This is a genomic window from Photorhabdus luminescens subsp. luminescens, from assembly GCF_001083805.1.
GTDB lineage: Bacteria > Pseudomonadota > Gammaproteobacteria > Enterobacterales > Enterobacteriaceae > Photorhabdus > Photorhabdus luminescens.
In genome coordinates, this window is the sequence record NZ_JXSK01000001.1 from 370,518 (window position 1) to 384,353 (window position 13,836).

Below are 13,836 nucleotides of genomic sequence, written 5' to 3' on the forward strand. Positions count from 1 at the left end.
GAGATATTTATTGTACTATTAAATTCATGGTTTTTAATTATTATTATTTCATTATACATTCATAATTTTAGGATATTATCAATAGAATAGATAAGGTGATAAAAATGGAAAAGAAGAACGATTTATCAAATTCAGCGATTAATCCAGAAAATACCGATAATAAAGCAGAAAGTCCCTCAGCGGATGATTTAAAAAAGCGTTTTAAAGCAGGCAGTATTCCATTGCAAATTGATTATGAACACTTGATTGATATTGCTGATATTGGCCGTAAAGCAGCCGGGAAAGCACCACAACAAAATGGACCAGGAGCAGGATTGAAGCTGGATGATAATGGTGCGCTTAATTTAAAAATAGGTGCTATCGCCAGTAAAGACTATTCTCCATTAATATTAAAAGATGATATTTTATCTGTAGATCTTGGTAGCGGTCTGATTAATAAAGACAACGGAATATGTGTTGGTCAAGGTAATGGTATTGTTGTAAATGCAGATAATATCTCTGTCAAGGCCGCTAATGGTATTACTGTTGATGGCAGCGGTGTTTCAGTTAAATCTGGTAATGGTGTTTCTGTTAGTGGAAATGGAGTAGAAGTTAAGGCCAAGAATAATGGCAGTATTTCCGTTGATTCAGAAGGTATAGCTGTTAAATGTTGGGACGGGGGCGGTATTGTGGTAACTGATAATGCTGGCCTTTATTTGAAATTAGAGGGAGGAAATACAAACAATGCCTGGAGCGGTGTAAGTGGTTTAAGCCTGAGTAAAAGTGGTGTAAAAGTTAAAGCGGGTAATGGTATTAAAGTTGATGATAAAGGTGTAAGTATTGATCCTAACAAAGTACTCCCCAGAGGAATGATTGTGATGTTTTCTGGCAGTAGTGTTCCTGAGGGATGGGCATTGTGTGATGGTAAAAATGATACACCAAACTTGATCGATAGATTTATTTTGGGTGGGGATTTTGATGGTGTTAAAGGGCAGAGTAATACTACAGTTTCAGGACCTAAAGATGATAAATCATTTAAATTTAATTCTGATGAGGCTACACTAAATATCAATGGCAGAACAGATGGGAGATCGTTATCTATTGGTCAAATACCTAATCATGATCATCTTAGTGGGATAATTATTGATACAAATATAATGGCTCAATATGGGGCTTATGAGATCTCTTCAGACAAGAGAGCGGTAGCCTCTTCAAATAATACCAGAAATAGATACCTCTATTACTCAACAGGCATGACTACATCTAAAGGTGTTGTAAACGGAAACAGTCCAGAGACACATAGTCATGATATTGATGTAAAAAACACAGGAAAACATTCCCATAGTAATAGAATAACAGTTCCTTATTATATTCTTGCTTTTATTATGAAGCTTTAAGATTTATGAGAAAATTGAAAATTGAAAATTGAAAATTGAAAATTGAAAATTTAAATTATCTATTAATCGTAAAGAGAATGTTATTTATGACTTCGAGGCCAAATTTATTAAGTAGACTTTCCATTACTATTGAAGTTAATAATCAACAGATAGCTAAAAAAGTATTACATGATTCTTTGCTTAATCAAGTCAGTATGAATAAATTACTTAATTTATACTTTAATAAATATGTGATTAGTCAGGATATCTATTTAGAGAAATTAACGCTGAATCTTGGTGAAATTAATTTTCGTAATTTTAATGTATTGTTTCCTGTTCGGCTTAATGCTGCTTTAAATAGAGCTCTGAATCAATATCAGGAAAATAATAAGGAAAAAATTATTACGGGAAATTCAATAATACCCCAAAACACGGGTAAGCCCTCTTTATTACATAGTCATTATTTATCTGATATCGAGGGATTTATCCAGTGTTTATATCAAAAAGATATTAAATTAAATTCTGAAAATATAATAATAGAGAATAATCGTATTGATATTAATATCAAATCTTTAATTAATCAATTAATGCAAATGGAGAGCAATTTAACATTATTATTAGCAAAAAGTTGTTTATCTGAACACAATTTGCAACGTCTTTTAGCTATCAGTCAACCAGACTTATTAACCGCGATTAATCGCAAATTGTCGGAGGATATAGATGGATATCAGCATCAAGGAAAGGCAGCTTCTCCTTGGCAATTGGTATTAAATGCCTTGGGATATATACAACGGCATAGTACTCAGGAAATACCTAAACCCGATATGAAAGTGATATCCTATATCATGGCTGAACTTGATAGCAGTATGCTTGATATTATGCCTATTATTACTTTGTTCCGCCGAAATATTGTAGCTGAAAATGATTTATTAAATGCATGGTTGAAGCTAATTTGGCAAATAGAATGGATTCCAAAACTGTGTAAGAAACATCTCTCTGTTCAGGAATATAAAAGTTTAGCCAATCGTTTTGGCTGTGAAATCCAGACTCTTAGAGAACAATCTTTACAACAAACAGCTTCGGTTAACTCAATGGTTACTGAGCTATTACAGAAATTATCTACAGAGCATAGGCAAGATTTACCACCATTAAGTCAGCATCAATTTTCATTGATAGCTACAGCGATTCAAAAAGGAGAAATAAAAATAGAAAATATTCTCCAGTTATTACAACATCCGGCGTTATATAACCAAACAGGTACCGCTTGGTTAGCTTCATTATGGCAATTAGGTTCTATTTCACAACTCTGTAAAAAACATCTCTCTGCTGAGCAGTATAATGAATTGTCACAACGTTTTATGACAAATAATTTGACACCAGATAACTTGTACGCTAAAGATAATAATTGTATTCAACTTCGGGATATTAACAGGCCACATTTTGAATCGGGTTTATCTTCTCCATATCAGGTAAGTAATGCTGGAATATTAATTCTATGGCCGATGTTACCCACATTATTTAATCAATTAGGTTTACTTGAGGAAGAAGAATTTATTCATCACCAAGCTAAATTTAGAGCGGTTGATTTCCTGGATTATCTTATTTGGGGGAATGAAGAAGAGCAGGTAGAAAGAAAAACACTCAATAAAGTTCTGTGTGGGTTAATGATTGATGAAGAGATGCAATCAATCCCTGTTGAGCCAGAAGAACAGTTGATAATAGAGCAATGGTTGGATGCGATTATCGTTCAACTTCCGGGCTGGAAAAAACTGAGCTGTAATGATGTCCGCCAACTGTTTTTACAACGACCGGGTGAATTGCTGATAGATGAACAGGAAATCAAAATTACGCTACAACATCAGCCATTTGATCTGTTATTGGCGGACTGGCCGTGGCCGTTAAATATCGTCAAACTCCCTTGGCTAAATTTTTCTTTACAAGTTGACTGGCAAAATATTTAACAGGTTTATATAAAATGAACTCTTTACTTAAAAATAGCCACTATGTGATGGCTGAATTACATTGGATTTATCCCCATCTGGAACGTATCGATCTGCTATTACAGCGCTACTATTATCAGAAGAGGGAAAGGTACGATTCATTACCGGAGAGTTTTTTACTTGATGAAAATAAAATAGAGGAATATCTGATACAACCGCAAGGCTTTCCTCATTGGCTATTTGAGGAGAGTGATATCGTTAGTCATTCGAAAACCGAAGAATATTTTGTTTCTGATGCATTATCTCTATTAGTTGAGCGTTTTGAACTCACAGAGTTTGAGCGTGATGTCTTATTACTTGGTTTATTACCCCATTTTGACAGCCGTTATCATGCATTATTTGCTGCTTTGCATGGTAATAGTAAAAAACAGTGGCCTGGTTTTGCTTTGGCAATTGAATTATTTAGTCAACGTCAAAATGATTGGCAATTACTGCAAAACAGCTTATTACCACAAACACCATTAATCAGTAACCAATTATTACGGCTTAATAACCACGAAGAACCTATTTGGTTACAAACGCAATTTTTAACCCACAGCTCTGTCTGGCATTTTTTATCAGGACAACGGGTAATTTTACCGCCTCTAATAATTTGTGCTTATTGGCATTCTCCTATTTCGCACCTTTGGTATCCACCAACTCTTTATCATTCACTTGAAAAGATATTATTGAATGAAACTGATGAGGTTCGCCCTTTGGTGATACTTAGAGGAAAACAGAATAGCGCCAGAGAATTATCGGTCGGCAATATTATGGCATTTCATAATATTAGCACGTTAACTCTGGATGTAGCTCGATTACCAGCGGAAGAGAATTCAACTGTAATAGCTAATTTGCTGGCAGATGCCGTGAGAGAAGCACGGTTACATAATGCTTGTTTATTAATTCGTAATTTTTCTTTATTTATAGATGAAAAGAAAATATTGAATAACCTATTATTCGTTTTGCTGAATCAACCAAAGTTACGGGTAGTTTGTTTGGTAGAACCGGGAGATACATTAATATGGATTAAACATCTGTCAATGGTGCAAATTGAGATGCCGGTAGCTACGCTGGTGGATAAAGAATCTATGTTGAAAGAATACTTACCGAATAATGCCACTCAGAGAATTAATATTACTCAATTATGTCAGCGTTTTTCATTTACCGCAGAGACCTTGCCGTTAATTCTTAAAGAAGCTTATCAATATCAAATATTACGACAACCGGGAGGTCAATTAGAAGAAATAGATTTACGTAAAGCATTAAGTTTCCGCGCTCAACAAAATTTAGGTAAATTGGCTCGCCGGATAACACCAAAACGTAATTTTAATGATTTAGTGATTTCTGATGCATTAGCTCAACAATTGAAAGAGATTATTGCAGCGATTAATTACCGTGATCAGATTCTGGATGCGGGTTTTCAGGAAAAAGTAGGCTATGGTAGCGGTATTAGCGCACTGTTTTACGGTGAATCGGGGACGGGTAAAACGATGGCCGCAGAAGTGATTGCCGGGCATCTTGGGGTTGATTTGATTAAAGTTGATCTTTCTACGGTGGTGAATAAATATATTGGTGAAACGGAAAAAAATATTGCCCGTATTTTTGATTTGGCTGAGATGGATTCTGGAGTGCTATTTTTTGATGAAGCTGATGCATTGTTCGGCAAGCGCAGTGAAACCAAAGATGCTCAGGACAGACATGCCAATATTGAAGTTTCTTATCTATTACAACGGCTGGAAGATTATCCGGGATTGGTGATTTTAGCCACTAATAATCGTAGCCATTTGGATAGCGCTTTTAATCGTCGTTTTACCTTTATTACTCATTTTACTTATCCTGATGAAGAGCTACGTAAAAAAATGTGGCAAACTATCTGGCCTGAACAATTGAAATTGTCCGATGAGATTGATTTTACACATTTGGCTAAACGAGCTGATTTGACTGGGTCTAATATCAGGAATATTGCTTTATTGGCATCCATATTAGCGGCAGATAATAACAGTGAAGAAATTGGGAATCAACATATAGAGCGAGCAATTATTCTCGAATTAAATAAGAGTGGCAGACTAATTTTTTGAATTTGGAGTCGATATGAAACATATCATTGAACCTAATAATGCTATTGTGGAAGTTAATCATGCATTAAAAGATATTCTATCTCATTATTTAAATAACATTGATATTCGTTTTGATTTGCCTGAAATAAATTCAATTCCATCGAAACCAACAATAAGTGTATTTCTCTATGATGTACATGAAGATTTGCAATTACGCTCTGCTGAACCGAAGCGTTACAATCCTGTGACTAATTTATTATTACCGGGATGGGTAAATATTAATTATAATTATTTAATTACTTACTGGCATTCAAATAAACCATCAGTTGATGGCAGTAGCCCAGATAGTCAGCCTGATAATCAGGCGGCAAAAATAATGACATCTGTTTTGAATGCGTTGATTAATCATCGTCAATTACCCAAAATTCCTGGTGCTTACACCAAGGTAATTCCACCACAGGAAAATTTAAATAGTTTGGGTAATTTTTGGCAGGCTCTCGGCAATCGTCCTCGACTTTCTTTATTATATTCAGTTACTGCTCCGGTAGAACTTCAAGATATTAAAAATATAATAGAGCCAGTGGTGGAGATTTCCCACTCTGTGAATCAAAAATTAAATCCGACTGGCGCACAAATAAGCCAGGCTTTGTTAGAGAAATTATGTAATGATTTAGGTGGCACAGAAGATGTGCGTTTGGCGCTTACTAAAGTGAATCTAACAACTAAACCGGTTGTACCGGTCGCAGGTAGTCATGATAAGCAAGAAAATGAAAAAATTGTTCTTGAGGTTTCAGGTATGACTTTTTCAATCTATTTCTCTAAAATAAAAGGGATACTTTCAATATGGGTAAGCAGCCGTAAAGCGGTTGTTGAGATAAATGGTATAGGTATTATTGTTGATCAAGTAGATTCCAATAAATTGATTAACATTGAAAAATAATCACTTAATTACCCATAATAATGGAAAGTAATAGAGGATAACGATATTTTTGTTGGTTGTTTTATATAAAAATATCTTGTTATCAGTAATGTCTTAATCTATATATTACTTACTTATAACTCTTGAGTGATAATATTATGCCAATCAGCGAACTCGCAAAAAAAAGTGAAACCCGTGCCGGAGAAGATAAAACAGGTGAAAATATAGAAACCGGTCATCATCTGGAAATAGCGCTTTCTTCCGGCTCATCGAAATCAAAGGATACGTCAAAGCCTAAAAGATATAATATCAGTGCCGTAAAGTTGATATACCCAATGGATTTCAAGATGCATCGCGACGGCAAAGGAACGAATCCCCGGGAGCATAGATAACTATGTGACCGGGGTGAGTGAGTGCAGCCAACAAAGAGGCAACTTGAAAGATGACGGGTATAGATGAAATTATTGCACTACATAATGATCCTAAAGGCAATAAGTTACTTTGGAATGATAATTGGCAAGATAAAATCGTTGACCGGGATTTAGCGGCTATATTTAAGGCGATTGATGAAATTGTTGCTGAATTCGGTGGTATTGAAATCTATCAAGAAATGGTTGGGGTAAATCCTTATGATCCGACTGAACCCGTTTGTGGTTTATCCGCCCAAAATATATTTAAATTAATGACTGAGGGGGAACATGCTGTTGATCCAGTAAAAGTGGTCCAGACAGGAAAAATAGATGGCAATGAATTTGCTGAAAGAATTGATCAGCTCAGTAGTACAAAGAATTATATTGCATTGGTTAATGATCAGCGACTTGGGCATATGTTTTTAATTGATATCCCATCTAACGTCCAGGAAACAGTGGGATATATCTATCAATCAGATTTAGGAGCAGGGGCATTACCTCCCCTTAAAATAGCAGATTGGCTAAATTCTAGAGGAAAAGATCCCGTTAGCTTTAATAAATTAAAAAAATTATTCAGTCGTGAGTTTAACCTATTATCTGAAAATGAAAAGAAAACGTTAATTTCAGAGACGCTTGATATACATAAAGATGTATCTAATATTAAGTTAGATAGAATGAAGAGAGATGAAAATGTGGATGTTTATTTAACCGAATACGATATTGATGATTTTTGTGAAAATATTGAAACATTAAAATCTAAACTTGATAATTATGATAGGAAATTTGATAAGCCATAATGAATTGTATTGTTTTAATATTTATATTAGGATTAAAGGATAATAATCTTAGGTAAATTTTAGATGTAATAAATGTAACTAATACAGAGAGCCTATTAATGTTAAAACATGCTAATCCTCAAACAACACCCGCACAGCGTACTAGAAGTAGTACTATAAATAGCGCTATGCAATCGCCATTATCAAATTCTTCTGGTGGACATCTTGAACTTTTAAATAATGAGAGTGAGCCTGGGGAAGGCCATAAGAGTAGGCGAACCAAAGGGTTGCAACAATTTCTTGCGGATAGAAGCCTTAATAAAGGATATATTTCCCCGTTGAAGAATAGAGGGTTATTGGTGGGGAGTGAAGAGGCGCCAATTAACGTGCCCGTCGTGGCCCATCGTTATGACAGTAAGCGGAAACTTGCACAGGCAATACCTTTGAGAAATAGCGCTTCCCGTCAGGAAAATCCTTTTCATGATGTTGTGATGGGATTTGGCGGCGATCAAGTTACGTCGTCAGAATCCGGTTCAGGGGCGATAGGCGTACATTGGGGAAAGAATACGCTAGATCCCAACATTACGGGTATTAATGTGGTGAATGGCGCGTCGGGAACCGTGGGGATAAGAATTGCTTTGAAGGATATTCAACATGGGCATCCGGTTATTGTGACGTCTGGAGCACTGAGTGGTTGTACTATGGTGTATGCCGTGAAGGGCGGCTATTTTTTTGCTTATCATACAGGGCAGAGGCCGGGTGATGATGAATGGAAAACCGGCCGGCAGGGGGTTGTTGCGACTTATGAGAGCCATAAAGCGCTTTCGCCGGACAGTGAGCCGATGGCGGTTGGCGAACAGAATAACGATTTGGTGAATATATTTGCGAAGTATGATCAGAGCGTCATTACCTATATGGGCAAACCGGGTGTGGTGATTGATAATACGGCAGAAAATGTTGGCGTTTTTAACTACGACGAAAAGAAGCCTGAAAAACCTGCTATTAGGGCTGGCTATAGTTATGCGCTGTTGGCTAGAGATGATAAAGGAAAGATGAATGTCAAAGTATTGTCGGAAGATGCTACGGTTTCACCCGGCAAGAAAGGCAATACTATTGAGGTGATTAATTCACTCCAAAAACGGTTGTTATAATATGGTAGGTTTGTTTAATAGCCTACTTATTGGAAATTAGCTATTTCATTTATCCAGCAATATTCTTTACTATCTGATTTGTCACAATTAGACAATATATTGTGGATAATGAAAAAGTTATTAAGAGTGTTTTTTATTTAAATTTTAATAGATTAAATGTCAGTTTTTCATAATGATAATCTCAGGCATCACCAGTTTAGCCATTATAGAGATCTTAAAAATGTTCAAGAATGATATTCGCGAAAAAGCAGTTAAATTTGGTAAAAGCAAAACTTCGGATCAAGGGTTGTTGGACGCATTACATTTGGAACTGCCTGATGTGAAAGCGGTTATGTCAGCTTATAAGAGGCAGCTTCCTGAGTTTGATGATTTTAATAGAAAAACGCAATTAATTCTCAATGCTTCTAAAGAATTTGGGCAATTGAAACCTGCAAAGCAGCGTAAATTCTCTAAACCGGGTTTAAAAGAGAGTGGTGTTTCTGGCGGAAATTTTATTTATTCAAAAAAATCTTTGCAAGATTTCGCTGCTCATGCAGGATATGTACATAATGATCATTATGGCGATGAATTTGTCAATCTTAAGGATAATAATAGAAATTTAGCCGATGAAAGATTATTTCCGGGTATTAGCTTGATTAAACGCCCGAAATTATCAATAGTAAAAGATCAAGAACAATGGAATATGCAACAAAGTGACGAGGCCGAAGCTTATAAGATCACGGATATTGAAGCCTTTATTTCAGGGATAAGAGAGATGTATGGTGAGGTAAATCCTTTGCATCCAGTAATAGAATCTTTGATCAGAAATCATATTGTTAATAATCACTATATATTACCGACGATGGCAGGTATTGCTGGTTTGCATGCAGAGGTACAGGCATTGAATAATTTATTGACTTTAGAAGATGAAAGGGCAGGCAAAGCTATTGGAAGTCGGAAAATGGGGGAATATATGCGAGATATATTGAAATCATCTATTTTTACTCAGCGATTGACAACAAAACAAGCTGGAGATGATTTTGCTGCTTGTCATAACTGTTCGGGGATATTGTCATCGCCAGTGAATGTGATTACCGGCAAAGTAGAAAGTGCAGGAAGTAATTTTTCATCAACATTATCTCGATATAAAACATCACAAGAATCGCCAATATAAAACAATATCCATTTTATGCCTGAGTGTTTTATTTCTCAGGCATTTTACTTGCTTGTTTATGCGAAGGTCAGCTTAGTAATATAAAAATTAATTATTTTTTACAGTTTCAATTATCCAATCATTGAAAAAACTGACCTTGGTAAATTGTTCTGCTGGTTTTAACAATGAACGAGATACTAACCCAGAAACGATATAATTTTTGTTATTTGTTTTAATCATCAATGGCCCGCCTGAGTCTCCACCGCCGACACCTCCATTTGGGTTACCAGAACAAATATTTAATTTTGGATCATAATTTGTGTCAGGGTATCCAGGGGGCACTTCGATGCATTTCTTATCATCAAGAATATATTCATCGGTTTTCATTAATATATTTGGGGTTGATACACTTTCTGTTCTTCCAAAACCAATAACCGTTAATTCTGTATCAACTGGCAGATCAATAGTTTCATTTATGCCGTTTAATTTTGCAAAAGTATTACTGTTTGCATCTCGATTGAGCTTAATGAGCGCTATATCATATTGCCCTCGTTTTCGTGTAAACCAGTTTGGGTGAATAATTATTTTCTCAATATCAACTTTATCTTTATAAATTGGCGTAGGTTTATATCTTTCTAATCCTACGTAAATTTTTGATTTAATATTAGCATCTTCAACACAGTGAGCAGCTGTTAAAACCCAACGTTTATTAATTAATACAGAGCCACAATGATGCCCTTCAATATTGCCATCTTTTTTATTAAGTGCTGAATAAAAGGGGAATTCACCCGGTTCGGCAGGTTGACCATTTATTATCTCTATTTCTTCGGCGCCATTTGCCATCAATGAGAATGAGATCGTGCTGATAAAAACTAAAATGAAAAGCAATTTTTCTTTCATAATATAATCCTTGTATAATATGATGACGGAGATGAAAATCCATTATATATTATATTAATAGAGTCTGGCAGGATAATAATTATATGCATATTTACACCTCATTTGTAATTAAAGGGCTCTTATTCTTTAAAATTATGAAAATAAATATTTGTTATTAAATAACTTGGTGTATTTACAATGAAGATAAGTTTTCTTGGTGTAAATTCAATTAGGGAATTATGATATGCATGATATTTTTATATCGAATTAGAGTGTAAATAACTTTCCAAAATGGTGCTACACCTTATCTACTAACAACCATATGTATAACAATGGGTTGAAGAAAACCACGTGTAGCGGAATTATGAAACCTTATTTACTTTTGGTAACTCCTTGAATATTATTAACAAGGAAATAGGGATAATGTAATCTTATATATTATTTTTGGGGCTGTCCTAGATAGCGATTATATTTTTCCCTTAACTATTTGTTTTAGAATATGTAATTGGTCTTTTACACCCGGTGTATTAAATCTCCACTCACATTCCTTGAGAAAGAACTCAAAATGTTCCTTTGGTATGCCATTAAATTTACGCAGATGACGTTTGGCTTGGTTCCAAAAGTTCTCTATCCCATTGATATGGTTTTGGCCATTTTTAGCGTCTACAAACTCCGTGCTATGGTTAATTCGATAGTGTTTAAAATCGGACACGTCCAGCACATCATAGCTGGCAAAATTGTCTGTGTAGACTAGGCTGTCAGGCTTAATTTTCGCCGTGATTATCGGAATCAAAGTATCGGATTTGGCGTTAGGTATTAGGCGGGTGTAAACCTTACCACCTCGCTTGAGAAGCCCGAAAACAGGGACTTTTCCGGCTGAACCTCGCCCGCGTTTTCCCTTACGTTTACCCCCGAAATAGCTTTCGTCTATCTCGACTTCACCTTCAAACATGGAGTGTTCATCGACATAATCAGCGATAAGAACTCTGAGGCGGTGAAAATAGTAAGCTGAAGTCGTTTTGTTGACCCCCACTAACTCAGCCGCAGTGCGAGCTGTAGCCCCTGCCACAAAGAGCTCCTGAAGACGTTTTTGCTTGTATTGGCTAATCCGACTTTTTCTCATTTGGATATCCTAGATCAAATTACTTATCTAGGACAGCCCCTTATTTTTATGATTTTGTTTTAAATGTTTTAAATGTTTTAAATGTTTTTATTTTTTAATTGAATTATATTAAATGTATGATTTTTTGTGAAATAATAAAATTCATTTAAATTTATTTTCGGTATTAAAAATATTATTTGAATTAATATTATTAAGAAGAATATTAAACATTTTAAGTTATATTATGATTTTATTGAATAATATCATGGAAATATATAATAATAGTATCATTTAATCGATACAATATATTTAATGTTTAAATGTATTAATTGCAATTCATATATAATTGACTAAAACTACAATATAATATTTTATTTTCTATTAATTTCACTTGTTTTTAAGCGATGAAAGAGAGAATACAGATGTAACCTAATAATATTTCTTTTTACTATTGTTAAAAGTCGAAATGATTTGGCACGAGCTGGAAATAGAGGAAAAAAATTTTATCTGATGCTGTTTTAAGCAAGGAGAGTAAACGCAGGATAGGAATAATATTTTTCAGTCTGAGCTAAAATTTTGGTGATTGATAAATGAAATTTTATAAAAGTTCATAGTATGATCAATGTATTAATTTAGCCTCTTAATTTTAAAGAGGCTAAATGGTAATTTTGCTAATGATTTCGTGTTTATAACACCAGATCCAGAATGATGACGCCACATAAGCCAATCGCCCATGCAATAGTGGTTGGTATTGACCAAACGATCATCTGTTGTTTGGCATCTTTGATTCCCATCATGCGGTTAACGACCCAAAATAGGCTGTCATTAAAATAACCGAAGAATAACGAGCCCATCGTTGCTGCTTGTGCGGCAACCAGCATGTTGATCCCCGGAATTTGACTAATAATTGGCGCAGAAATAGAAGCGGCGGTAATCATAGCCACCGTGCCGGAACCTTGGATTAAGCGAACCAGTGTTGCAATGATGAATGGAATCAGCACCGGTGTTAATGGTAGGTTGGCTATATATTGCGCCAAAATGGCGCCAGTGCCACTTTCACGCAGTACTGCTCCTAATGCCCCGCCAGCTCCTGTCACTAATAAGATAATACCGGCAGCCTGTAAACCTTCTTCCAGACGATCAATCACTTCATGTTTATTGACTTTCGGCATCAAGGTATAAACCGCTAACAATACGCTGATAGCTAAAGCAATAACGGGTGCGCCAAGGAAATCAAATGTCTGGAAATAGAAGTTGTTTGCTTGTCCAGTAAAGGTTTCAGTGTTTAACAGCAGGTCATTAATAGCTTTGATGAAGATTAAAACGATAGGGACAATAATCGGCAACAGGGAGAGAAATAGACTCGGTAGTGGTTTGTTCGCTTTTTCTTCTATGTAGCGTTGATGAATTGTTTGTAGATCTTGAGCTTCTTCTGCTTCATCAATGGGCTGAAACTCAGGATATTTTACGGCTAACCATTTGGCATAAAATACAATGCCAATAACGCAAGGTACCGCCAGAACCATGCCGGTTAACATCATGGCGCCGACATCGACGCCAAAAATGCCGGCAACCCCCAATGGCCCCGGTGTTGGTGGAACCGTGTGGTGGGTAACGACCAATCCGCCAGCCAGTGCTACGCCGAGTGTCAGAAGATTGCGTTTTCCTTTTTTCGCGAGTGCTTTTGCCAGTGGATAGAGGATAACAAAGGCGGAGTCAACGAAAATCGGAATACTGACAATATAACCGGTGATCGCTAATGCCCATTCTTCGCGTTTTTTACCTAACCATTTGATAAAACTGTAGGCTATCTGTTCCGCGGCGCCGGAAACTTCCAGCACTCGTCCCATCATGACCCCCAGACCGATAATAATTCCGATACTGCCTAGTGTGGAGCCAAAACCTTTAGTCATAACATCAATGGTATTTGTTGCGGTTAAGCCGCCAGAGAGCCCGGCGATCGCCGCTGCAATGAGCATTGCTAATAAAGCATGAACACGGGTACGTAGCACCAGAAAGATCAACGTAAATACGGCTACACCCAGACCAATGACCGGAATGTAGAGTTCCATA

The 13,836-nt window shown here is 36.0% G+C and carries 11 protein-coding genes; 8 read left to right on the top strand and 3 right to left on the bottom strand.

Going from position 1 to position 13,836, the window contains the following annotated elements; genetic code table 11:
• Window positions 1-104: 104 nt before the first annotated feature.
• The 8 genes from TI10_RS01470 to TI10_RS01505 all read left to right on the top strand — a co-directional run bounded on the left by TI10_RS01470 (window position 105) and on the right by TI10_RS01505 (window position 9,803).
• A complete protein-coding gene (locus TI10_RS01470; RefSeq protein ID WP_049581394.1) occupies window positions 105-1,376 on the top strand; it encodes a tail fiber protein in 1,272 nt (423 codons plus the stop codon).
• Window positions 1,377-1,462: 86 nt separating this feature from the next.
• On the top strand, window positions 1,463-3,316 hold the full coding sequence (locus TI10_RS01475; RefSeq protein ID WP_049581395.1) for a contractile injection system tape measure protein: 1,854 nt from the start codon (window positions 1,463-1,465) through the stop codon (window positions 3,314-3,316).
• A 14-nt stretch (window positions 3,317-3,330) separates the two neighbouring features.
• Complete coding sequence (locus TI10_RS01480) at window positions 3,331-5,415, top strand: ATP-binding protein (protein WP_049581396.1); 2,085 nt, start codon at window positions 3,331-3,333, stop codon at window positions 5,413-5,415.
• Window positions 5,416-5,428: 13 nt separating this feature from the next.
• Complete coding sequence (locus TI10_RS01485) at window positions 5,429-6,334, top strand: DUF4255 domain-containing protein (RefSeq protein WP_049581397.1); 906 nt, start codon at window positions 5,429-5,431, stop codon at window positions 6,332-6,334.
• A gap of 137 nt (window positions 6,335-6,471) precedes the next feature.
• Window positions 6,472-6,705 (top strand): hypothetical protein, encoded by a 234-nt coding sequence (locus TI10_RS24745; RefSeq protein ID WP_049581398.1) that lies wholly within the window; start codon window positions 6,472-6,474, stop codon window positions 6,703-6,705.
• Window positions 6,706-6,755: 50 nt separating this feature from the next.
• Window positions 6,756-7,520 (top strand): cycle-inhibiting factor, encoded by a 765-nt coding sequence (locus TI10_RS01495; protein ID WP_080984975.1) that lies wholly within the window; start codon window positions 6,756-6,758, stop codon window positions 7,518-7,520.
• Between the two features lie 98 nt (window positions 7,521-7,618).
• Complete coding sequence (locus TI10_RS01500; protein ID WP_049581399.1) at window positions 7,619-8,650, top strand: cytotoxic necrotizing factor Rho-activating domain-containing protein; 1,032 nt, start codon at window positions 7,619-7,621, stop codon at window positions 8,648-8,650.
• Between the two features lie 220 nt (window positions 8,651-8,870).
• Window positions 8,871-9,803 (top strand): YwqJ-related putative deaminase, encoded by a 933-nt coding sequence (locus tag TI10_RS01505; RefSeq protein ID WP_049581400.1) that lies wholly within the window; start codon window positions 8,871-8,873, stop codon window positions 9,801-9,803.
• A gap of 87 nt (window positions 9,804-9,890) precedes the next feature.
• Here the strand turns inward: TI10_RS01505 and TI10_RS01510 are convergent, their stop codons facing one another.
• The 3 genes from TI10_RS01510 to TI10_RS01520 form a co-directional block, all read right to left on the bottom strand.
• The gene (locus TI10_RS01510; protein ID WP_049581401.1) at window positions 9,891-10,682 is read right to left on the bottom strand and encodes a S1 family peptidase; all 792 of its coding nucleotides are present in this window, start codon (window positions 10,680-10,682) and stop codon (window positions 9,891-9,893) included.
• A 445-nt stretch (window positions 10,683-11,127) separates the two neighbouring features.
• Entirely contained in the window at window positions 11,128-11,784 is a 657-nt protein-coding gene (locus TI10_RS01515; protein ID WP_049581402.1) for an IS1595-like element ISPlu21 family transposase, read from the bottom strand.
• A 665-nt stretch (window positions 11,785-12,449) separates the two neighbouring features.
• Window positions 12,450-13,835, bottom strand: a complete 1,386-nt coding sequence (locus tag TI10_RS01520; RefSeq protein ID WP_049581403.1) for a GntP family permease — start codon at window positions 13,833-13,835, stop codon at window positions 12,450-12,452.
• Window position 13,836: the final 1 nt, after the last annotated feature.

Excerpts from the sequence above, each read along its gene's own strand:
- TI10_RS01485 (WP_049581397.1), top strand. The coding sequence starts at position 5,429 with ATGAAACATATCATTGAACCTAATAATGCTATTGTGGAAGTTAATCAT.
- TI10_RS01475 (WP_049581395.1), top strand. The coding sequence starts at position 1,463 with ATGACTTCGAGGCCAAATTTATTAAGTAGACTTTCCATTACTATTGAA.
- TI10_RS24745 (WP_049581398.1), top strand. The coding sequence starts at position 6,472 with ATGCCAATCAGCGAACTCGCAAAAAAAAGTGAAACCCGTGCCGGAGAA.
- TI10_RS01470 (WP_049581394.1), top strand. The coding sequence starts at position 105 with ATGGAAAAGAAGAACGATTTATCAAATTCAGCGATTAATCCAGAAAAT.
- TI10_RS01500 (WP_049581399.1), top strand. The coding sequence starts at position 7,619 with ATGTTAAAACATGCTAATCCTCAAACAACACCCGCACAGCGTACTAGA.
- TI10_RS01480 (WP_049581396.1), top strand. The coding sequence starts at position 3,331 with ATGAACTCTTTACTTAAAAATAGCCACTATGTGATGGCTGAATTACAT.
- TI10_RS01495 (WP_080984975.1), top strand. The coding sequence starts at position 6,756 with ATGACGGGTATAGATGAAATTATTGCACTACATAATGATCCTAAAGGC.
- TI10_RS01520 (WP_049581403.1), bottom strand. The coding sequence starts at position 13,835 with ATGGAACTCTACATTCCGGTCATTGGTCTGGGTGTAGCCGTATTTACG.
- TI10_RS01510 (WP_049581401.1), bottom strand. The coding sequence starts at position 10,682 with ATGAAAGAAAAATTGCTTTTCATTTTAGTTTTTATCAGCACGATCTCA.
- TI10_RS01505 (WP_049581400.1), top strand. The coding sequence starts at position 8,871 with ATGTTCAAGAATGATATTCGCGAAAAAGCAGTTAAATTTGGTAAAAGC.
- TI10_RS01515 (WP_049581402.1), bottom strand. The coding sequence starts at position 11,784 with ATGAGAAAAAGTCGGATTAGCCAATACAAGCAAAAACGTCTTCAGGAG.